Source organism: Kitasatospora sp. NPDC092039, assembly GCF_044756065.1.
Lineage (GTDB): Bacteria > Actinomycetota > Actinomycetes > Streptomycetales > Streptomycetaceae > Kitasatospora.
In genome coordinates this window covers 18528-37697 of the sequence record NZ_JBIVSD010000021.1, presented here as the reverse complement: position 1 = coordinate 37697, position 19170 = coordinate 18528, and the positions used below count along the sequence as shown (strand labels likewise).

At 73.0% G+C, this 19170-nt stretch carries 22 protein-coding genes and 1 pseudogene; 11 read left to right on the top strand and 12 right to left on the bottom strand.

Annotated elements, in window-relative coordinates; translation table 11 throughout:
• Window positions 1-84 precede the first annotated feature (84 nt).
• Entirely contained in the window at window positions 85-621 is a 537-nt protein-coding gene (locus ACIQI7_RS32160; protein ID WP_401116929.1) for a hypothetical protein, read from the bottom strand.
• Between the two features lie 1294 nt (window positions 622-1915).
• Between ACIQI7_RS32160 and ACIQI7_RS32155 the strand changes: the two genes are divergently transcribed.
• From ACIQI7_RS32155 to ACIQI7_RS32135, 5 genes are all read left to right on the top strand, one after another.
• Window positions 1916-2524, top strand: coding sequence for a replication/maintenance protein RepL (locus tag ACIQI7_RS32155; RefSeq protein WP_401116927.1), 609 nt, complete (start codon window positions 1916-1918; stop codon window positions 2522-2524).
• Window positions 2518-2898 (top strand): helix-turn-helix domain-containing protein, encoded by a 381-nt coding sequence (locus ACIQI7_RS32150; RefSeq protein ID WP_401116925.1) that lies wholly within the window; start codon window positions 2518-2520, stop codon window positions 2896-2898. Before ACIQI7_RS32155 ends, ACIQI7_RS32150 begins: the two co-directional genes overlap by 7 nt.
• Before the next feature lie 149 nt (window positions 2899-3047).
• Window positions 3048-3329, top strand: coding sequence for a hypothetical protein (locus ACIQI7_RS32145; protein WP_401116923.1), 282 nt, complete (start codon window positions 3048-3050; stop codon window positions 3327-3329).
• Window positions 3326-3619 carry a hypothetical protein gene (locus ACIQI7_RS32140; protein WP_401116921.1) on the top strand — a complete coding sequence of 98 codons (294 nt, stop codon included), beginning with the start codon at window positions 3326-3328 and terminating at the stop codon, window positions 3617-3619. Before ACIQI7_RS32145 ends, ACIQI7_RS32140 begins: the two co-directional genes overlap by 4 nt.
• A gap of 199 nt (window positions 3620-3818) precedes the next feature.
• Window positions 3819-4751, top strand: coding sequence for a YaaC family protein (locus ACIQI7_RS32135; protein WP_401116919.1), 933 nt, complete (start codon window positions 3819-3821; stop codon window positions 4749-4751).
• Here the strand turns inward: ACIQI7_RS32135 and ACIQI7_RS32130 are convergent, their stop codons facing one another.
• A complete protein-coding gene (locus ACIQI7_RS32130) occupies window positions 4752-7469 on the bottom strand; it encodes an ATP/GTP-binding protein (protein ID WP_401116917.1) in 2718 nt (905 codons plus the stop codon).
• 220 nt (window positions 7470-7689) lie between these two features.
• On the opposite strand from ACIQI7_RS32130, the gene ACIQI7_RS32125 reads away from it, so the two are divergent.
• Window positions 7690-7992, top strand: coding sequence for a hypothetical protein (locus ACIQI7_RS32125; protein ID WP_401116915.1), 303 nt, complete (start codon window positions 7690-7692; stop codon window positions 7990-7992).
• Between the two features lie 7 nt (window positions 7993-7999).
• Here the strand turns inward: ACIQI7_RS32125 and ACIQI7_RS32120 are convergent, their stop codons facing one another.
• Window positions 8000-9772, bottom strand: a complete 1773-nt coding sequence (locus ACIQI7_RS32120; RefSeq protein WP_401116913.1) for a zeta toxin family protein — start codon at window positions 9770-9772, stop codon at window positions 8000-8002.
• Between the two features lie 64 nt (window positions 9773-9836).
• Entirely contained in the window at window positions 9837-10265 is a 429-nt protein-coding gene (locus tag ACIQI7_RS32115) for a hypothetical protein (protein ID WP_401116911.1), read from the bottom strand.
• Between the two features lie 300 nt (window positions 10266-10565).
• On the opposite strand from ACIQI7_RS32115, the gene ACIQI7_RS32110 reads away from it, so the two are divergent.
• From ACIQI7_RS32110 to ACIQI7_RS32100, 3 genes are all read left to right on the top strand, one after another.
• Complete coding sequence (locus tag ACIQI7_RS32110) at window positions 10566-10718, top strand: hypothetical protein (protein ID WP_401116909.1); 153 nt, start codon at window positions 10566-10568, stop codon at window positions 10716-10718.
• 435 nt (window positions 10719-11153) lie between these two features.
• Window positions 11154-11507: a helix-turn-helix domain-containing protein gene (locus ACIQI7_RS32105; protein WP_401116907.1), complete on the top strand. Its 354-nt coding sequence runs from the start codon at window positions 11154-11156 to the stop codon at window positions 11505-11507.
• 68 nt (window positions 11508-11575) lie between these two features.
• A complete protein-coding gene (locus ACIQI7_RS32100; protein ID WP_401116905.1) occupies window positions 11576-12265 on the top strand; it encodes an HNH endonuclease family protein in 690 nt (229 codons plus the stop codon).
• 69 nt (window positions 12266-12334) lie between these two features.
• On the opposite strand, the gene ACIQI7_RS32095 is transcribed toward ACIQI7_RS32100, so the two are convergent.
• Window positions 12335-13447: a hypothetical protein gene (locus ACIQI7_RS32095; RefSeq protein ID WP_401116903.1), complete on the bottom strand. Its 1113-nt coding sequence runs from the start codon at window positions 13445-13447 to the stop codon at window positions 12335-12337.
• A 152-nt stretch (window positions 13448-13599) separates the two neighbouring features.
• On the opposite strand from ACIQI7_RS32095, the pseudogene ACIQI7_RS32090 reads away from it, so the two are divergent.
• Window positions 13600-13872 (top strand): annotated as a pseudogene (locus ACIQI7_RS32090) (HNH endonuclease family protein); the annotation flags it as partial.
• Between the two features lie 139 nt (window positions 13873-14011).
• Here ACIQI7_RS32090 and ACIQI7_RS32085 read toward each other — a convergent pair.
• The gene (locus ACIQI7_RS32085) at window positions 14012-14227 is read right to left on the bottom strand and encodes a hypothetical protein (RefSeq protein ID WP_401116901.1); all 216 of its coding nucleotides are present in this window, start codon (window positions 14225-14227) and stop codon (window positions 14012-14014) included.
• A gap of 17 nt (window positions 14228-14244) precedes the next feature.
• Entirely contained in the window at window positions 14245-15165 is a 921-nt protein-coding gene (locus ACIQI7_RS32080) for a hypothetical protein (RefSeq protein ID WP_401116899.1), read from the bottom strand.
• Window positions 15166-15578: 413 nt separating this feature from the next.
• Between ACIQI7_RS32080 and ACIQI7_RS32075 the strand changes: the two genes are divergently transcribed.
• Window positions 15579-16343: a hypothetical protein gene (locus ACIQI7_RS32075; protein WP_401116897.1), complete on the top strand. Its 765-nt coding sequence runs from the start codon at window positions 15579-15581 to the stop codon at window positions 16341-16343.
• 88 nt (window positions 16344-16431) lie between these two features.
• On the opposite strand, the gene ACIQI7_RS32070 is transcribed toward ACIQI7_RS32075, so the two are convergent.
• The 5 genes from ACIQI7_RS32070 to ACIQI7_RS32050 all read right to left on the bottom strand — a co-directional run bounded on the left by ACIQI7_RS32070 (window position 16432) and on the right by ACIQI7_RS32050 (window position 18785).
• Window positions 16432-16713, bottom strand: a complete 282-nt coding sequence (locus ACIQI7_RS32070) for a hypothetical protein (protein WP_401116895.1) — start codon at window positions 16711-16713, stop codon at window positions 16432-16434.
• 321 nt (window positions 16714-17034) lie between these two features.
• Entirely contained in the window at window positions 17035-17406 is a 372-nt protein-coding gene (locus ACIQI7_RS32065; protein ID WP_401116893.1) for a hypothetical protein, read from the bottom strand.
• A gap of 60 nt (window positions 17407-17466) precedes the next feature.
• A complete protein-coding gene (locus tag ACIQI7_RS32060; protein ID WP_401116891.1) occupies window positions 17467-17739 on the bottom strand; it encodes a hypothetical protein in 273 nt (90 codons plus the stop codon).
• A 33-nt stretch (window positions 17740-17772) separates the two neighbouring features.
• Window positions 17773-18291 (bottom strand): hypothetical protein, encoded by a 519-nt coding sequence (locus ACIQI7_RS32055; protein ID WP_401116889.1) that lies wholly within the window; start codon window positions 18289-18291, stop codon window positions 17773-17775.
• A complete protein-coding gene (locus ACIQI7_RS32050) occupies window positions 18288-18785 on the bottom strand; it encodes a hypothetical protein (protein WP_401116887.1) in 498 nt (165 codons plus the stop codon). Before ACIQI7_RS32050 ends, ACIQI7_RS32055 begins: the two co-directional genes overlap by 4 nt.
• Window positions 18786-19170: the final 385 nt, after the last annotated feature.

Below are 19170 nucleotides of genomic sequence, written 5' to 3'. Positions count from 1 at the left end.
GCCCGGGCCGTGGTCTGCCAGCGACTCGACGTTGCGGACGAGCGTCACCGTCGGCGGACGAGCGTCACCGTCGGCGGACGAGCGTCACCGTCGGCGGGCGAGCCACCGCAGGGCGTTCGGTCCGGCATCAGCCGCGGTGACGGCGTCGCCGAGCACCTCCCGGTTCCAGAGCACGATCTGGACGGTGCCGTCGTGGTACCAGCCCGGCCCCGTGGCCAGCCCGATCCCGGGTTTCCCCGCGACCCACCCGTGGACCTTGTCCTCCTGGTGCTCGTAGCCGTACAGCGACGCCGTGATACCCGCCGGCCGACGGCCCTTCACCCAGTAGAGCGGGTGGTCCAACCAGCTCGGCAGGGAGTCGTAGTTCCGACGCACCGTCTTCCCCAGCAGCCAGTCGGGATGGCCCCCGGTCCGGCCCAGCCGAACCCCGTTCTCCTCCGCCCAGGCGATGCAGGTCTGCATCCGGGTCGACCACGACTGCTCCTGCCGGCGGCGCTCCTCCTCCGGTAGAACCCGCCACTTCTGAAGACCTGCCATCGTCGCTGGAGCGACCAGCTCGTACGGCTCCTCCCCGGACCTGCTGCCCGGGATCACCCGCCGCCTGCTCTTCGTGTTCGTCATGCCCCAGGACCGTACCGGCTTCGTCCTCCCTCGGCGGCGTGTTCGGCACCGCCACCGGAGTTGCCTCATCAGCCCGGTTCGGGTCACCCGAGTTGACCATACTTGGCCGCCGGGGGAGTCGAAATCGATCACGGCCCGCCGCCAGGCCCACCACGGTGCCCCCTCGACCCGACTTGGAATCCGGTGTAGGGGGTCTGAGCAGCCCCGGGGACGTGACCGTGCCTGCACCGCCCCGGGCGCGCTGACCCAACCGTCCTGGCCCCGAGGTTGGTCGTTGTCCCAGGTCCCCGCTGTGCCTATTCGAGGGGTCGGAGCCTCCCCTCGGTCTCCCCACTTCGGAACGTGGCCCACCTGCCCTGCCGAGCGAGCCGGAACTGGGCGGCAACCTGAGAACCGTCGCGGTAAGCCCCGCGCGGGGTGGTCGGCCGCGGAGCGCTCCGCTACCGCACCCTGGCCAGCGCCCAGGCGGCGCTGGACCCGCCACTGCCGCCTGCCCTGCGCCGCCGGATCCGCCGTCAGGGCCGTGGCCGGCCCCGCCGTCGGCCCGTCACCGCACCGGCCGGACCGTGGACGGTCCGGCCTGGGCAGTTGCCCTCGGTGAAGGTGGCCGGTGCCCGGACAGGGTGGGAGTACCTGCCGACCACACCTGCCCTGAGGACCCCGATCTGGCTGCTCCTGAGCGGTTACCGATGTCACCACCTGCCGACGAGGGCCTCGCTGCTTACCTTCATGGCCCGGAAGTGCTGACCGGCACCAGCCGGCGGACCGTAGCGCTGACAGGAAAAGGGGAAAGGGGGTCCAGTTGCTGGAGCTCGGGTACGGACAGGGGCCCCGATGGCCAAGTTCCGGCGGCAAGGCCACGGGGAGTCCCTGCGGCAAGCCGCTACCAGACGGGCCCTGCTCAGCCGGGAGCTGCGGTCCCAGCGTTGGGGCTGCGGTAGCCAGCCAACGAGCGCGGTGGAGACGGCGGGCCTTTTTTTGTAAGAGGGGAATCGGGTGATTGTGCCTCTGACCTGGGAACTTGGAAAATCAAAGGTATGGCTGAGCCGACACTAGAGGTGTTCTGGTGTCACTGGAAGCCCACATTCACACCCAATTTTTCGCAGGGTTGCGAAACATTGGAGGGGATGCCAGCCGCGAGTGGCCACGTGATCATCCGACCTGCTCGGATGAGTTCCCCGTCGCGAGCCGGTCACCCACCCCGCGACACGTACTTCGCACCTCCGCGCAGAATCCTTCGCACCATCGCGAAGAACATGTAGCCTGCTGCCGACACGAGCAAAGGATCACGGTCTTGGCACAGGCAGAAGCAGGGCGCGGCAACGCCCGCAAGCAGGCACCCGAGCGCACTCGGCAGCCGAAGCTCCAGCCGGCCGGGCCCCAGCATCAACGCGACCTCGCCTCCGAGATCGTCCGCGGCTACGCCGGCCACCTCCCCGACGGCATCTACGAAGCCCGCACCAGGTTCTACCGGCGGGCCCCCCACGAGGTCCTCGGCAGCGACGGCTACGCCCTCCTCAGCCGCTACTTCGCCCGCTACGTCCTCCCTCAGGCGCTCATGTCCGGCGAGATGACCAAGCTCCAGTGCGCCGTACTATCGAACATCGTCGGCCGGGCCGAGCGCGGCGTCTGCCACGCCATCCAGCGCGAGATCGCCGAGGAAATCGGCACCAGCCGCTCCAGCGTCAGCCCCGCCCTCAAACACCTCGCAGCCCGCAACTACATCCGCAGCGTCGGCCGAGGAGCCTGGCAGCTCAACCCCCTCATCGCGTACAAAGGCAACGGGGACGAGCAGCAGACGTTCCTCGCCGAACTCCGGGCACTCGCCCTGGAGAACGGATTCCCTGACATCATCGGACCGGCAGCCCTCCAGACCGGGGACAAGGAGTCGACGGCATGCTGATGGTCACCGACCTGTTCGGGATGTTGCCGCGCCTCGAACTGACCCCCACGGCGACGAACGTCCTGTCCGTCATGGTCCGCCTGCAGAACCCCGGCGGCGTCGTCCCCCTTACCCAGCAGGACATCGCCGAGGAACTCCAGATCCTCCCCTCCGTCGTCAGCCGCGGCATGACCCTCCTCGTCGAGCGCGGCCTCGTCCTGCGCAAGGGCTACCGCTACCGCCTCCACCCCGCCATCGCCGGCTACAACTCCGAACTCGAGATGCAGGCCGCCATGGCCCGCGCCGCCCGCGAAGGCGTCCCCCCCATCCTCATCCCCGACTACCAGGCCGCCCCGCCCAAGGCCGGCCGCTCCCGCCTGCGCGCGGTCGGCTAACCCTGGCCGCCGACCACCCGAAGAAACCGTTGCCGTACCCGCACCGCTCCAAGATCTGACCGGCCCAGCCGGTGCCCCGGATACCGACCGAAGCCAGCAGGGGAGGACACTGGTACCGGTCCCGCCCGCACGAGACGCCCGGAGGAACTGTGAGCGCAGCCCCCCTGCACGGCCACCACGACGGCCAGCAGCCCATCCCGCGCACCCAGGACGCCGTCGCCGCCGCCTTGCCGCCGGCGCAGCGGATGGAGTTCTACCGGGAGATGGGTGAGGCCGACGTCGAGACGATCGGTGGCGTCCTGAAGCGCTGGTGGCTGCGTGCGGAGCTCTACCGGGACTCGGAGGGCGACCGCATCCACGCCGCCGTCCAGGCCGGCACCGCCCCCCGCACCTCCGCCTCCGCCGTCCTGCGCCGACTCGGAGCCCTGTGAGCGACCATAACGAGTTCCCGGACGACCAGGACGACCCGATCACCGTCTCCCCGGCCGTCGAGGAGTTCCTCGGCGATCCCGGCACGCCTGCCGACGTGTTCTCCGCCCTCGTGGCATTCCTCGTCGACCTGCGCGGCAACCCCTTCCCCCACCTGAGCATGCCCGTCCCCGGCCGACCCGGTATGCACTCGGCGCCGCTGCGCCGGGACCTGGGCCTGGTGGAGTACGCGGTGGACGAGAGGCAGGAGCCGCCGCAGATCTACGTCTCCAGGGTTCTGCGGGTCGACTGAGCAGGCCGTCCTCGTTGTGCTCGGGGTCCGCGTCCCGGAGGGCGACCGCATCCTCCAGTGTTGAACGCGAAAACCCATGGCCTTCCGATCATGGTTGGAGAAGAATCCGGTCATGGTGACTCATCCGATGGTCGTGACCCCTCCTGGCGTCCGAGTCCAGGTGCCATGGAATGACGTTGGGAAGCCGTCTCCGGCGAGGGTGTGGCAGCGGATCAGGAGTCTGCGGCACAGCCCGCCTGGCCCGGCAGGAAGCGATGCTGAGAGGAAACTGATCTTCGGGGCGGCTCTTGAGCAGTCGGAGCAGCTCTTCAAATCTGCGGAAGCCGTTGACTACAGCGCGCGGCCAATACTGCTGTTCTACGGTCTCAGCCAGGCCGGTCGGGCCATCGCGGCCGCCTCCACCCGCGCGAGCACACCGGACGATTGGCAGCTCAACAACCACGGCATCGCAGTGGAGAAGCTTGACGAGCAGAGGCTGCTGAGCCAGTGCACGGTCAAGAACCAGAACGGCAAGAAGGGGTCCTTCAAGCAGCTCGCGAGCCTCCTAGGTTCGGCTTCCCTGCCGGGCGACGGTGCCAGCTTCGGACAGCTGTGGAGCATGGTGCCCGAGCTGACCCGCTACCCACTCACGGCGCAGGGAGCCGTTCATCCCGTCCTACGGTTCGGGGACAACGCGATGGTCGTCCCTGGCCACGCGGGATGGGTGAAAGGTATTCCGGCGGGCGAGCGAGGCCGAGGCCTGGAGGACTTCCTCTCTCACTACCCTGGGCTGCACGGCACCGAGCCCGCCGGTGCGCCCAACGATTTCAGCAGGGTCGAGAACGACGGGACGTTCACCGCAACCAGGCAGTGGCAGCTCTTGCCGCCTGCCACCACGACCTACCTTGCCGACGACGACGCCTACCTCTTCCCCGCCATCGCCGGGCAAAGCGAGCTTCTGCACCCCTTGCTCCTGTGGTGGTCCCTCCTCTTCACGCTCTCCATGTTCGCCCGATACCACCCCTCCAGCTGGGTTGCCTTCCTGAACATTGACCAGCACCAGGACTCCACCGCCTTGGAAGCCGCTCTCGACCAGGCCCTCAGTGTCTGTCCCCAGCTGATTCACTCCACGATCCACGCCGTCAGCATCTAGCTAGCGGCCGCCGCCGTTGAGGCGGTGCTGACGTGCGGTGACGAGGGCGCGCCAGCGGGAGCGTACGGCGTCGGGTCCGTCGTACCAGCGGGCGCCGGAGGGGAACTGGAGGTCGCGGCCGGCCATGAAGGCTGCGATGTCGGTGTAGTAGGCGTAGTCGTGGCCGCGGGTGAGCTGGTCGAGGTCGCGGATCGCGGCGTCCAGGCCGTTGTGGTCGTCGAGGACGGCGTGGTGGAAGCACAGAGCGAGGGCGAGGGTGGTGCGGGCGGCGCGCACGCCGGAGGCGCGGACCTCGGCGTCGAGCAGGTTCGCGCGGTCGAGGTAGTCCTGGCCGCCGGTGCCGGCGTCGCGGATCAGGGCGGCGATGCGGGTGGTGAGGGTGGTGGCGCGCAGGTCGAGGCCGGTCAGGAGCTGGGCGGTGAGGTCGAGGTCGTCGTCGGCCGTCTCGGGGTCGGTGAAGGCGCGGACGAAGGCGAGCTGTGCCTGGGAGGTCGCGCGCTCGCCGGCGACGGCGTGCTGCTCGGCGTCGGCGCGCGCGGCCTCGTAGGCGGCGGCGGCCTGGTCCATCTCGGCGTGGACCCACCACAGGTCGCCGAGGACGCGGTTCTGGCGTCCGGCCCAGCCGAGGTTCTGCGCGGCGGCCAGGGCGGCGGGGAAGTCGCCTTCGAGGCGGGCGAGGTGGACGAGGCCGCGGCGGGCGGCCGGGGCGAGGCGGGTGGCGCCGGCGGCGACCTGCTGCATGCCCTGCCGGGAGGCGGCGGCGCGGCCGAGGTCGCGGTGGGCCTTGGCCCGGTAGTAGAGGGCCATGTCGGTCAGGTCCGCCGGGAGCAGGTGGCTGTCGATGACGCGGGTGAGGCGGTCGGCGGTGCGGGTGCGGTGCTCGCGCTGGCGGCTGGCGATCGCGCTGAGGGTCTCCACCAGGGCGTCGGCCGGGGTGCCCAGCACCGCGACGCCGTCCGGCCCGTCCACGGCGGGCTGCCCGGGTGGGCGGGTGGGTGCGGGTGGGGCGAGGGGCTCCCAGACCGAGTCGGAGATGTAGGCCCAGGCGGCGTCGGCGAGCCAGCCGAGGTCGAGGCGGTGGTCGCGGGCCAGGCGCAGGCCCTGTCGCAGGCAGCCGACGAGCAGGGCGCGGTCGCCGGCGGCGGTGGTCCACTGGTCGCCGAGGGCGGTGTGGGCGCGGTCGGCGGCGCGCTGCCAGTCCTGGTCGGACCAGCGGTCGTCGGTACGGTCGTCGGCGCCGCGCAGGGCCGAGCGGACCAGGGCGTGCAGGTGGTACGGCCACAGCGCGGTCGGGTCTTCGCGGACCAGCGGCCGCTCCACCAGGCGCAGGGCGGGCGCGTCGTGGCTCATGCCGGCGGCGGCGGTGGCGAGCGGGACGTCGAAGGCGTCCAGCAGGCTGGTGGCGCGCAGGACGTGCCGCTCGCCTGCGGTGAGGTCCTGGAGGGTGCGGGCGACCAGGGCGGCGAAGTCGGCTTCGAAGTCGCCGGGTTCAGGGTTGCGGGTGCGGCGGATCTCCAGGAAGCGCAGGGCGGAGAGGTCGAGGTGGAGCGGCAGGCCGTGGGAGCGGCGGGCGATGACGGCGCGGACGGGGGCGGGGATGAGGGGCTGGCCGTCGTGGGTGAGGCGGTGGGCGAGGTAGTCCTCGCAGTCCTCGGGGGAGAAGTCGCCGATCAGCAGCTGCCGCGGACCGGCGTCCGGGGCCGGGGTGCGGGCGGCGGGCAGCAGCGGGCTGGAGACCGGGGCGAGACCGGGCCAGGCAGTCGGCCCGGTGTAGTCGAGCTGGCCCTGCAGGGCGGGATCGGCCCACTGCAGGCGGGAGCGGCCGGTGACGACGAACAGGGCGCCCGGCATGAGCCACACCACGCGCTGGACCAGGCGCTCGAAGTCGCGGTGGGTACGGTCGCCGACGTCCTCGAAACCGTCCAGCAGCACCACCGGCACCACAGTGTGCTTGGCGGGCAGGCGGGCGATCTCCCAGGCCAGCAGGTGCGGGTAGAAGGACAGCGCCTCTACGTCCGGCTCGGCCTCCAGCAGGTCCGCCAGCCGCACACAGCCGGCCAGCGCGCGGGCCTTCTCGTGCCGCTGGCGCAGTGCGGTGACCAGCGCGGCGGCGACCTGCCCGGCGGCGGACCCGACCACGCCGGGCAGCGCGAGCTGCTGGGCGGCCTCGCCGACGGCGCCCTTGATCTGCCCGGGCAGGGCCTCGCCCGCCATCGCCGCGAGTCCGCGGCGGCGCAGGTACTCCTCCAGCGGCTCGCCCGGGTGGACGGTGTCCCAGTAGCGGCGCAGCGCGATGTCGAAGGCGGGCAGGGCGCGGCCGACGTGGCGGGCGAGCGCGAGGCGCAGGGTGAGGACCAGATGTTCGAGGTCGGTGCCGGCGGAGCGGGCGAGGTCGACGCGCACCGGCAGGAGCCGGGGACGGGCGGGCCAGGCGGGTTCCCCCCACTGGGCGGGGCGCCGGTCGGCGTCGGCGAGCGAGGCCTCCAGCTTGCGGGAGAGCGTCGTCTTGCCGATGCCGCCGACCCCGTGGAAGACCAGCACGTTGTGCCGGGGCGCCTCCAGGTCCTGGACGTCGAAGCCAGGGGCGGCGACACGGCCGAGGTGGTCGGTGAGCGCCGTCGAGACGGCGTCCCATTGGGCCTGGCGGTTGGTGAACGCCTCGGTTGCGTCCAAGGCCTGGTTGTTCGAGCCGAACAGCGCCCGCAGGTCCCGTGCCACGTTGCCCTCTCCCCGTCTGCCTGACTGGCCATCAACCTACGCCCTTGCCCGCCGGGCGCGGTACGGGCCGATGCCGGAGCGGGCACGGCCGTCGCCGCCGCCGCGGGCTGCCCGGCCGGTGGGGCGGTAGGCCGATGGGGCGACCGGGTGCAGCACCGGAGGCGGGCGCGGCGTGTGAGACTGGCGGCGACCGTGAGATCCGATCCGAGGTGGTGCCACCGTGCCCGACGCCCGTCCCCAGGACGGCCATGCCCAGATGCCCGACCTGCCGGCCGCCGGTCCGCAGGAGCGGGCGGAGCGGGCCGTTCGCGCGGTGGTGGCCTGGTACAGCTCAGGCATCCGCGACCTGCGCCGCGCCGTGCGGGAAGGCGCCGACCCGGCAGCCCTGGACGTTCTGCTGGAGGCCCGGCAACAGGCCATGACCGACCTCCAGCAGCTGAAGGACGGCATGGACACCGGGGAGGCCGGCCGCCTGGCCGCCCACTACACGGCGGTCCTGCGGGAGCTGACCGGCGGGAGCTGACCGGAGCTCAGGCAGCCCGTACGGCGGGCAGCGGACCTGCGGGCGGCACGGCCAGCGCCGCAGGCCGGAGCAGCGGCGGCAGGAGCGGGCGGGCCAGGGCCGCGATCTCCTCCACCTCCACGCGGTACTGCGGCAACGCCCGGCGCACCTGCGCCTGGACCGCGAGGAAGCGTCGCGCCTCCGCCTCCGTGTAAGGGCGGTTCCGCTCGGCGGCCAGTGCCCACCCCGGCGCGCCGCCGGACCATCCCCGGCGCCACAGCGCCCGCCCGTCCCGGCCCATCACCACCAGCTCGTCCACCACACTGCCGAGCGCGGCCTCCTCGACCACGTCGGCCACCGCGCCGTAGCACCGGTCGTGCCCGGCCGCCGTCGTGAACCGCGCCGGAGTTCCGTCGCGCTGCGCGTCCGCGTAGCGGGCGGCGGTGCCCTGGCGGCTGTCGGCGGCGCGCACCGCCAGGGCCAGGACCTGGACCCGGTAGCCGGCCCGCTTGAACGCGGCGGCGTCGGCCAGGACGTCCCGGGCGTTGCCGGGGGCGGTCTCGATCACGATGTCGCCGCGCCGCTCGCGCACGTACGCCTGTGCCAGAGCCATCCAGGCCTTGTAGTCCGCGCGGATCGCGGCCCCCGCCTCGCGCGCCTCGCAGCGCAGCAGGTCGAAGTAGTCCGGGTGCAGCACCTTGAGGTCGTCGCCGGTGAGATGGACCGCGCCCGGCCGCATCGCACGCCTGACCAAGAGGGAGGCCGCCCTGGTCTTGCCCGCGCCGGGCTGGCCCACCACGAACACCGCCACCGGCCGTTCTTGGGCGACGGTGCCGCCCAGGAGCATCGGTGCGATGTCGAGGTCGAAGATCTCGCGGTGCTCGGCTGCGGAGAGCCGGTGGAAGTCGACACCCGGCGGTCGACGCAGGGCCTGCGCGATCCGGCGCACCGGCTCGGACAGAGCGGCGGCCCGGCGCGCGTCGCGGACCACCGCCAGCACGCGGTCGGCCGCCACCCGGCCCTCGGCCATCGTCAGCGCCCGCTCGGTGCGGGACAGCTCCCGCTGGAAGCCGGCGCTCTCCACCGCGTCCCACCACCGGGCCCGTTCCAACTCCACCGCCCGCGCCGCGCCCGGCGCCTTCGCCCAGGCGCCGCCGACAAGCTCGTTGCCGTACAGCGGCACGAGGTTCCGCCGCACCACGGTGACGCGGTCGGCCAGCATCTCCTCCTCGACCGTCCGCAGAGTCGCCACCAGCGCGGCCGCGCACGCGTCGTGGTTCTCCCAGGACACGTACCGGCCCGCCCCCGTCGCCAGCGCCTGCTTGGTGTAGCGGGCGAGGACACCGAGCTGGCTCCACGCCTCGGCACAGGCCAGCGCCACCACCTCGATCCGGTACCCGGCCGCCCGGTAGGCCGCCGCCTGCGCGCGCACCTCGCCGGCGTCGGCGAGCGCGGTCTCCACCAGCGCGTCGAAGCGGCCCTCGCGCACCCGCTCCTCCACGGCGGCCTGCCACCGGCGGGTGTCCGCCCGTACGCCGGCCCCGGCGGTGCGCACGTCCTCCTCCAGCAGAACCGGGTAGTGCCGGTGCACGGCCTTGTACAGGTCGGCGCCCACCCGCACCGCCCCGCCCCGCGCATCAAGGACGGCGTGCAACAGGCCCCCGACGGTGGTCTTGCCGCTGCCGGGCTGCCCCGCCACGAGCACCACCACCGGCCGCTCCTGAGCCACCGCCCCGGCGGTGGCCGCCGGAAGGACCACCCCCTCCAGCACCGCGCGGCTCTCCACCTCCGAAAGCCCCACGTCCTCCCCCTCCATCGCTCTCCCCGCTCTGACGGCCTTGCCCGCTCTTGCCTGCCGCCCGTTCTCAGGACTGGCCGGCCGCCAGCCGATCGCGGAGCTCGGCGAGCGTGGCGCCGCTGGGAACGTGGACGTACTGCGCCCAGCCGGACACGTCGTAGCCGACCTGGGCCTTGAGCGCGGGGGAGGGCAGCCGGAACGTCCGCCCATCGGGGATGTCGATCCACCCGTCGCCCGCCACCGAAGCGGTGTAGGTGAACTTCAGCCGGCTCTGGGTGTGCCGCAGCTGGTCGCCGGGCCGCACGAGCCCGGCCTCGATCAGCGGCATCAGCGCACCCGTGGGGCGCGCACCCGCAGGATCGGATGCCAGCCGCTCGCCGTCGAGCAGCAGCCGCCGCAGCACATCGTTCGGCGTGTCCACCAGGGGCTCGCTATGCCGCTGGAGATAGGCGAAGACCTCATCGTCGATCTGGATCGTGCGGCTGGGCTGCGCCACGATTTCCCCTCAAGATCAATCTTTCATCTCTGAACACCAAAGAACAACAGATTTGGTGTCCAGTGTATTCCCGCCGACGTCGACGAAACCGCGGCCGCCACCGCAAGCCGCCCCCCGCTCCATAGCACCCCCGGGAGTCGGCCGACTGCAGCCAGTGTCCAATGGCACCGCCATCACCCAAGACGGGAAGGACACCCAGCGGTGCGGGACGATGCTCGACCACCGCCCGCCCTTGGAGATCATCGCGGACCACTTCCGCCTCTGGCTGCCCTGCGGCACACCCGTGGTGGACGGCCAGCGGTGCCGTGGCGCGGCTGGGCGCACCGGCTGCGCGCCGCCTCCGAGGACGGCTACCTCCACGGCGGTGGCGAGGTCGCCGACCACCTGGACCTCGCCCTGGCCACCGCCGAGTACTGCCACGTCCGCGACCTCGCCCGCTGTTCGCAGTGGTGAGCAGCCTGCTCGCGCGAGCCGTCCGTCCTGGAGTCGCAGAGCTCGACGTCCCCCCTACGCCCGGATCTCCTCTCCGGTCCGGCGGTCGTTCCGGTGAGGGGCCTTGCCCTGCGGCGGCCGACGGGCGCGGTGGCACCCGCCGGCCCGTTCGACCCGTGCGATGACTGGTCGGTCGAGGCCCGTCGGCTGCGCGAGGACCTGGCCGCCGTCTAGCCTCGACGTTCCCGTCCGGCCCCGGCCCGACCCTGTCGCTCTGGATGACGACTCCCACTGGGAGATCCTCCACCAGTGCCTCACCGACACGGAACTGCCGTCCGACGTCCGCGCCGCCGGCGCCGTCCTCTACCTCTTCGGCCAGGAAGTCACCCGGATCGCGGCCCTGCCCGCGGACGCCGTGACCGTACGGGACAATGGCCCGTGCTGGTCCTGGACCGCGTGCCCATCCGCCTGCCCGGCCCCCTGGCCCGGCTCCTGACCGACTTCGCCAACCGGCCACGGCCCCCGGGCTGGGCGGCGAACCACCCGAACCGCTGGCTCTTCCCCTCGGCCGAGCCGGGCCGGCACATCACCGGCGGCGCGCTGGTGCGCCGCCTCACCGCCCACGGCATCCCCAGCCGCCCGGCCCGGGCCACCGCGCTGGTCCAGCTCGCCCAGGACATGCCCCCGGCCGTCCTCGCCCCCATACTCGGCCTCCACCTCAACACCGTCACGAGATGGCGCGCCCGCGCCGCGACCGACTGGACCGCCTACCTCCAGGCCTGGGCCGCCGGCCGGCCTGCGTCAACGTGAGCGGCGACGCGCCGACCAGCGGGTGACGGTACGCAGGCCGCGTCGTCCCGGCCGGTAGCCCTTGCCGCATGATCACTTTCGCCTGGTGGCGCCGCGGCGCCACCGCTGCCGCCGCGCTCGCCCTCGCGCTGATCCCCGCAGCCGGCCCGGCCACCGCCGCAGCGCCGCCGTCTGTTCCTGTGGCCACCGTTGTTGCCCAGCACCGGCAGCTGCCTGAACCGCCTCCTGCTGCGCAGGCACGCACGGAGCTGGACGAGCTCGTCGTCGAGGCCCCGCACTCGATGGAGGGGTACACCCGCGAGAAGTTCCCGCACTGGATCCGGCAGTACGGCACCTGCGACACCCGCGAGGTCGTCCTCGCCCGCGACGGCCAGGACATCGTCCAGGACGACCAGTGCCGCGCCGTGGCCGGCACCTGGACCAGCCCCTACGACGACAAGGTGGTCACCGACGCCAAAGCCCTCGATATTGATCATCTGGTTCCGTTGGCCTCTTCGTGGAGGTCGGGCGCCGACACCTGGACCACCGACAAGCGCCGGGCCTTCGCCAATGACCTGACCCACTCCCAGCTGGTCGCGGTCTCCGCCGCCTCCAACAGGGCCAAGGCCGACAAGGGCCCCGACGCCTGGCGGCCGCCGCTCCGGTCGTACTGGTGCACCTACTCCCGCGCCTGGACCGACATCAAGCACACCTACGGCCTCAGCATCACCGACGCCGAGAAGACCGCCCTGGTCGAGATGCTCGACACCTGCGCGTAGCAGCAAGGGTCGGCCCGCCGAACCTTCGGGCGGCGGGGCGGCCTCCTGCTGTCCGGGAACGTTCCGGCTTCAGCCGTCGAAGCGGAACCAGCGGAAGCCGTAGTCGAGGATTGCCGTCAGGGTCCCGCGGTGGAGCGCGGCGAAGCCGACACCAGCGTCGGTCCCGTCGGTGCTGACCGCCGCGATCAGGCCCGGGGCGACGAAGAACCTCGCGGCGTCGTGGGCCGGCATGAACGGGCTCAGCGGTACCGGCCGGAGCGTGCGCAGCAGCGGGTCCAGGCTCGCGGCTGGCAGGCGGTAGGTCCGGGCGTGGTAGGGGGAGGAGATCATGGCTTCGAAGAGGGTGTACTTGAGGAGGAAGCGGCTGAGGGGTTCCTGCTCGACGGTCGTCTCCCTGTAGTCGGCGCTCTGGGGGTCTTCGGTCTCCCATACGACGGGGTCGGATCCGTCCTGCTCCCGCGGCGGCCAGGGGATGGACCAGTCCCGGTAGCCCTGCGCCCACCGTGCGAAGACCAGCCTGTCGCCGCGCGGTCCGTCTGCGGGTTCCGGTTGTTCCAGGACCGGGTCGTGGAACCCGCGGAGGGCAGGGCGTAGACGTGCCAGGCGGTGGAATGCGGCCAGCGCCTCCGGCAAGTCGCCCGCCTGCCTAGCCGCCGCACCGCCGTTACCGGACGCTCCCGCCTGATCGGCGGGGAACCATCCGAGGGCGAAGGACTCCAGTGCCTGGATCGGGTCCGTCTCCACATGGTCGACCCAGTCCACTGCCGGCAGCGGGCCGACGGCCCTGACCGGCCTGACCGCGTCCAGCGCCGCTCGGCTCAACGGCTGGTCGAACTCCAACTCGATGTGGTTGTAGCCGTCACATCCCGAGGACGTTCCCCGGCGGAGCACGACGCCGAGGGGGAGGTAGCCCTGCTCAAGTCGTGCGAACAGCCGAGTGGGCGGGACATCGCGGGAGCCCAACCGTGAGCGGAGGTCATCCGGCGCCTTCTCCCCACACAGGAGGATCCTGCTGGAGTTCTGCACGCCGTTCTTCGGGTCGTCTCCGGGTAGGAGGATGACGACAGTGGCGTCCGCCCCCGCGGCGACGAGCGCCGAGCCCAGTGTGTAGTGCCGCAGCCCGGCTCCGGCAGCGGACAGTACCGCCGCCTCAGTGATCAGGTGCGGAAGCGTCTGTGCCATGCCGTCACCCTAACCGTGGGGGCGGACAGCACAGGCGGCTGGCCTTCCTGGGAGCGGGCCCCGATCGGGCTGCCACTCGCCGGAATATCGCACGCTTGGAATGACGCTCCCCGCCAGTGGAATGACGCTCCCCGCCAGTCGGGGCCTCGGCGTGGACCGCCGGCGAGCGGGAGGCCTACGCGAACGACCTCGGCGAAGCCCGGTCCCTGGTGGCGGTGTCGGCGCGCAGCAACCGGTCGAAGGCGGACAAGGACATCTCGGTGTGGCTGCCGCCGCTGGAGGCCTACCGCTGCACCTACCTCACGGACTGGACTGCGGTGAAGACCCGATGGGGTTTGACCGTGGACGGCAGGGAGCGTGAGGCGATGCAGCAGCTGGCGTCCGGCTGCCCGGACGAGACGCTGACCGTGGCACTCGCTCGCTGACCACCTCGGTACTCCTCCCGGGTTGAGGCCGTCGACCGGCCGACGGGCGGCGCTGGCCGGAGTGGCTGGTGGTCGGCGCACACCGAAAAGGGCTGGGACAGCGTCCGTTGTCCCAGCCCCGGGCCTGTTTCTGGCGCGGTCAGCCGTCGGCATCGGCGCCGGCGGCCAGGCCGCCGGCGCCGAGCGGCCGGCGGGCGCCACGCGGCGGCTGCTGGCTCGGTTCCGCGGAGGGAGCAAGGAGCGGGACGGCCCGCTCGACCGCGGTTAGCCGGGCGTCCGGGGTGGGCTGGTCAGCGAGGGCTTCGGCGGGGGGCTCGGGAGAAGGGCGCCACAGCGGGCGCCGGTCGGAGGTCATGATCGCCAGTCTGGCAGTCAGCGGGCCTGCCAGATACGGCTGCTGCCGATGAAGTAGGCGGTGGGGTCGATGTCCTCCGCGGCGCCGGGGCCGGCGATGTTCAGGTCGCCGTGCCACACGATGTCGGCGCCCTCCGGGAGGAGCAGGGGAGCCCTGTGGCCGTCGTCGTCCAGGCCGTGGGCGACGGCGACGCGTACGTGCGGGGCGCTCAGCAGGCCCGGGCGGGCGGTGTGTCCGTTGGCGCAGAGGTAGGTGGCGTCCGGGCCGTCGACCAGGACGGTGCCGCCGGGCAGGGTGCCGCACGGCGTGCAGGCGACCGGGACCGCGCCGACGACCATGCCGCCGCTCCACCGGTACACCCGCCCGCCGTCGATCCGGACCCTCAGCGCTCCCACGGGGAGCGGCGCCTCGGGCAGCAGCCGCTCCTCGGCCTCGGTGGTCCCGGCCAGCAGGGCGAGCAGCACGTCGACCTGCTCGGCCAGGCGCGACGGCCGGGGCTCGGCCATCATGGTCGGCTCGTCGGGCATCTGGACGTGGATCAGCCGGTGCTGGATACGCCACAGCGGGCTCTCCTCCCGGTCCCGCTGCGGGCTGCGCAGGTCCCGGTAGGGGCTGTGGCCCTGCTCGTCCAGGATGCGTCGGATGCGGCGCTCCAGGTGCCACGCCAGCCCCCGGTCGTCCACGGCCAGCACGGAGCGCACCGCCTCCAGCGGGACGTCGCCGACCGCGACCGCGCGCTCGTCGGCCAGGGCGTAGAAGAGGAGGGCGAGCACGCCCAGGCGGTCCCGGTCGGGGTCCTGCGCCCAGCTCGGGCCGAGCAGCCGGGCCGCGCGCGCCACGGCGTCGCGCCACGCGGCTGGTGCCGCGCGCCAGCACAGCAGGCCCATCGCGGTGGGCAGGTCCGCCAGGACGCGCCGGGCGGTCTCGGAGCTGCGCATGGTCCCCTCCTCAGTCGGTACGCGTCACCGTAGCGGTACCAGCGGCGTCGGCGAAGAGAACCGGAGGCGAGGAGGGTTAGGCCGGACCTCGCCAGCCAGCCGGAACAGCCGACAGGGCCATGGCGCCGCTCGCCCGGCGCCAAGCCCCGAACCAGCGGGCAACACCCCCGCACCGGGTGTGGCCAGTACCGGGCACACGGCGGGTGCCTCGGACGCGGCCGCGCTGCTGCGCCGGGTCCACGGGCTGCCGGAAGGCCCGTCAGGACGCCGTCCTGGCCGCAGCCGCCGATGGCACGCGCGAGCCGGCTCCCTGTGGACCAACTCGTGCAGGGCGTTGCTACCCGGGGGAATCGTCTGGCTGCGGCGGGTGTTCAATGGGGCCGTCATGCAAGCTGAGCTGGGAGGACGTCACCGTGGGACGCAAGAAGCCGGGCAAGCCGCGCCGGGACCGCGGAGCGGTCGAGTACACCCTGCAGCAGCTCCAGCCGCCCGGCTACGACGAGTGGCTGTCCCCCGCCCCCGGCTTCGACCCCGCACGGGCCGCAGCCGACCCCAGGCTCAGCCCCCAAGCCGTCGACCTCATGCGGCGCCTGGGCCGGCTGCGCTCGGCCTACGGTCCGAAGGTCCCGCTGCAGGCCGCGTGGCTGGACATGGCCCTGGACCGTGGCGTCCTGCGGCTGCGCCGCCCGGACGGCAGCATCGGCGATCTTCCCGCCGGCGAGCTCGCGGGCATGCTCGGCGGCAGGGCCGAGGTGGCGGACGTGCGGAACGCGGTGCACGAGCTCCACGCGGCCGGCATGCTCCTGGTCGAGCCGGACAGCGAGGACGCCGTCCTGCGCGTCGTCGTCGGCAAGCCCGCGAAGCCCGGCGATCCGTGGCTGTTCGGCGGGGACATCGCCAGCGACCTGGTGCCCAAGACCTGCATCCCGGGAGACCCGCAGACCCTGGGCCACGAGGAGTTCGCCGCACTCGCCTACCTCCGCTCCCACCTCTCGGAGGGCACCGTCGGCACCGCCGAGGAGTACGCCACCTTCGAGGGCATCGGATCCGTCGAGCGCGCCCAGGAGCTGTTCGACGCCGTCGCGGACCTGGTCGACGCCCGCGGCTGCCCGGCCTGCCCGACCGCCCACCTCTGCACGCGCGACCCCGACGCCGACCACACCGACCAGGCGGCGTGAAGCAGGGGTTGGCCTGGTTCTCCGGGCCAACCCCTCGTCCGTGCTCGGATCGTTCCCGCGGCCGGCCGGGAGAACGCGTCGGCCTGGGCTACAGGTACGGCTGAGCGAGGATGCGCAGCTGCTGCTCGGCGATGGCGCCCATGGGACCGGCGGTGCCGAGGTGGGCCACAATGGTGGTCTCGAACAGCTCCAGCATCGACTGGGCCTCGCGTACGGACTCCAGGATGAACCTGGCGTGCTGGCGGCGGTCGCCGTCCAGGGCGGGGATGCGTCCGGTGATCACCCCGTTGTGGAGACTCTCGCTCATCTCGATGCGGCGGCGGTACTGGTCGCGCAGGAAGCCGACCATCGCCTGGGTGCTGTCGTCCATCGCGTCATCGTGGCGCACCGGCCGCCGGAGCACCCCCTTTGACGCACCCTGCTCGCAGGAGAGCAGTACCCCTGCGGATGGCATGTTCGCGGCCGAAAGATCGCAGGTCAAACCCCTGGCCATCGCCCGATGGGCGGGTCTAGCATTCCCGGCACGGCGGCCCCACCACAGCACCACCGGGCCGCCGAGCAGACCAGCCGCGCCCATGTCCTCCCCGGCGCCGCTGACCTCCCACCGGCCGGTCCCCGGGGAACCCCCCTGCTCCCCGGGGACCGGCCGGGCTGCGCCTCGCACGGCCCGCCTCCGGATCTGGCGGGGTGTTCACGCTGATGCCTGGGTGTTCACTGCCGCCTCACGTTCGGCGAGGAAGGCGTCGAGGAGCTCGAACAGGACCTTGATGGCCCGCTGCTCGTCCTCGGGCGGCAGGTCCCAGATGTCCTCCCAGCCGTCGGGGAGAGCGATGTGCAGGACCTGGCCCGGCCAGCCGTGGTTGCAGTCGCGACCTCGGCGGGCGACCAGCCACTCGTGAAAGCCGGCGAGTGGGTCTGGACCGCCGTGGCGGTCGGCGTGCGTTGCATAGCCGGCGAGGAAGACGGTCACCCTGTCGAACGAGGCCTTGCCCACGACCATGCTCGGACGCTGACCCATGAAGGCGAAGAACTCGCGCTCGCTCATCTCCGACGGTTGCTTCACGTGCGAGAGCCTATTGATCGTCGTGTTCCGCTGACGGGGCGGGGTGGCCGTCCCGTTCGGTCAAACTTCGATGAGACGGGTCACCGGGGCGGCGTCCTCGATGGCGGCGAGCAGGCGGGCGTGGACGGTGGCGGCCGCTTCCCGGGTGGCCGGGTCGTCGCTCTTCAGCTGTGGGGCGATCAGTTCGGCGGCGGCGGCGAGGACCGGCACGGGCACGGTGGCCTCGCGCAGGTGGAGGAGTTGGGAGGCGGCGCGTTCGCCGGGGGTGGCCTGGGCGCGGGCGTCGGGGATCAGGGAAGTGAGGCCCCGGGGCAGGGGCTGGCTGCTGGTCACCCGGCCCATTCTCCCGCCACCGGACACTGGTGATCACCACGGCCGATCGTCCGGCGGCCAGGCGGGAAGGACGCCGCCGTGGTGGTGGCGGGTGACGGCCTCCAGCAGGGCCTGGCGGGCCTGGCGCCAGCGGACGTCCTCGGTGTGGCCGGCGTCGGCGGCCCACTCGGGCAGGGGCCGGTCCTGCGCGGCCGCGGTGAGCGCGCGGCCGAGGTCGCCGATCGCGGCCTGCCAGACGGCCAGCTGCCCGTACAAGCCGCGCACCAGCTCGTCGACGGCGCCGGCCGGGTCGGCACCGAACGCCCGGGCCTCGACGGCGGCCTCGGCGAGGACGTCCTCGTCCAGGCCCTCGAAGGCCTCGCGCCACACGGCGGCCCGCTGCTCGAACTCCTCGACGACGGCGTGCAGCGCGGCGTCGACGGCCTGCGGTGACCACGGCGGCGGGGTGCGGGGCGCGCGGACGGCGTCGGTCAGGACCCGCTCGGCGCCGGGGCCGAGCGCCCGTCGGGCGCGGCCGGGCCGCGCTCCGGTGCCGGCGGTGCTGGGATTCACCGGCTGGGCTGGGCGGCGCGGCCGGCGGCGACCGCCTCGTCCATCACCTGGGCGAGGTGGGGCAGCTCCCGCTCGTACGAGGTCAGCGCGGTGCCCGGCATCGCGAGGGCGAGGGCGGCGACGGCGGCCAGGGCGATCCGCTCCCCGCCGGTGAGCTCCGGGACGGTCTCCAGGTTGGTCGCGCCGAGCAGCACGCCGCCGTCCAGGCGGTAGCGCAGCTCGGCGGCGAGGTCGTTGTCGTTGCCGGGGATGATCTCGCGGGTGCAGGTCTGCTCGATCGCGTCGGCGGTCAGCTCAAGCACCCGCCCGTGCGCCTCGACCGGCTGGCGGCGGGCCAGTTCGCGTACCCAGGCCGCCGCCCGCTCCCCGGCCGCTGCGGCCGCCTGCAGGCCGGCGTGCTCCTCCTCGGTCAGCTCCTCCCCGTCCGGCGCGGGCTCGGGCCCGGCGTTGAGCGCGGTGGGGGTCGGCAGCCAGGACAGTGATGAGGTCGTCATACCAGTGGAACCGGTGCATGGCCCGGCGGGTCACGGGTGCGCACGGGATCTGGGCGACCGGAGAACGGGGGGTCGCAGAGCCCGCTCTGCACCCCGCTGACCACCTGCCGCGACCCGGTAGCCCGGGCGCCAGCCGGACCGTGATGGCCGCCAGGCACCGCGGCTCGGAAGACGGGCCGCAGCGCGTGGTCGCCCAGGGGGCGCCTGCCCGCCCCGCGCCTGGTGATCACTGGCGGACTGCCCGCAGTGCGGGCGACGGCCTCGCCGCCGAGCCGGACGCCGGGCGCCAGGGCGGAATCTCCGCAACGGATCCGCCCTCCCTGCAAACGGCCGGGCCGTTTCGCGCAGTAACTGAGCGGGGGGAGCTACAGGCCCATCCCGCAGG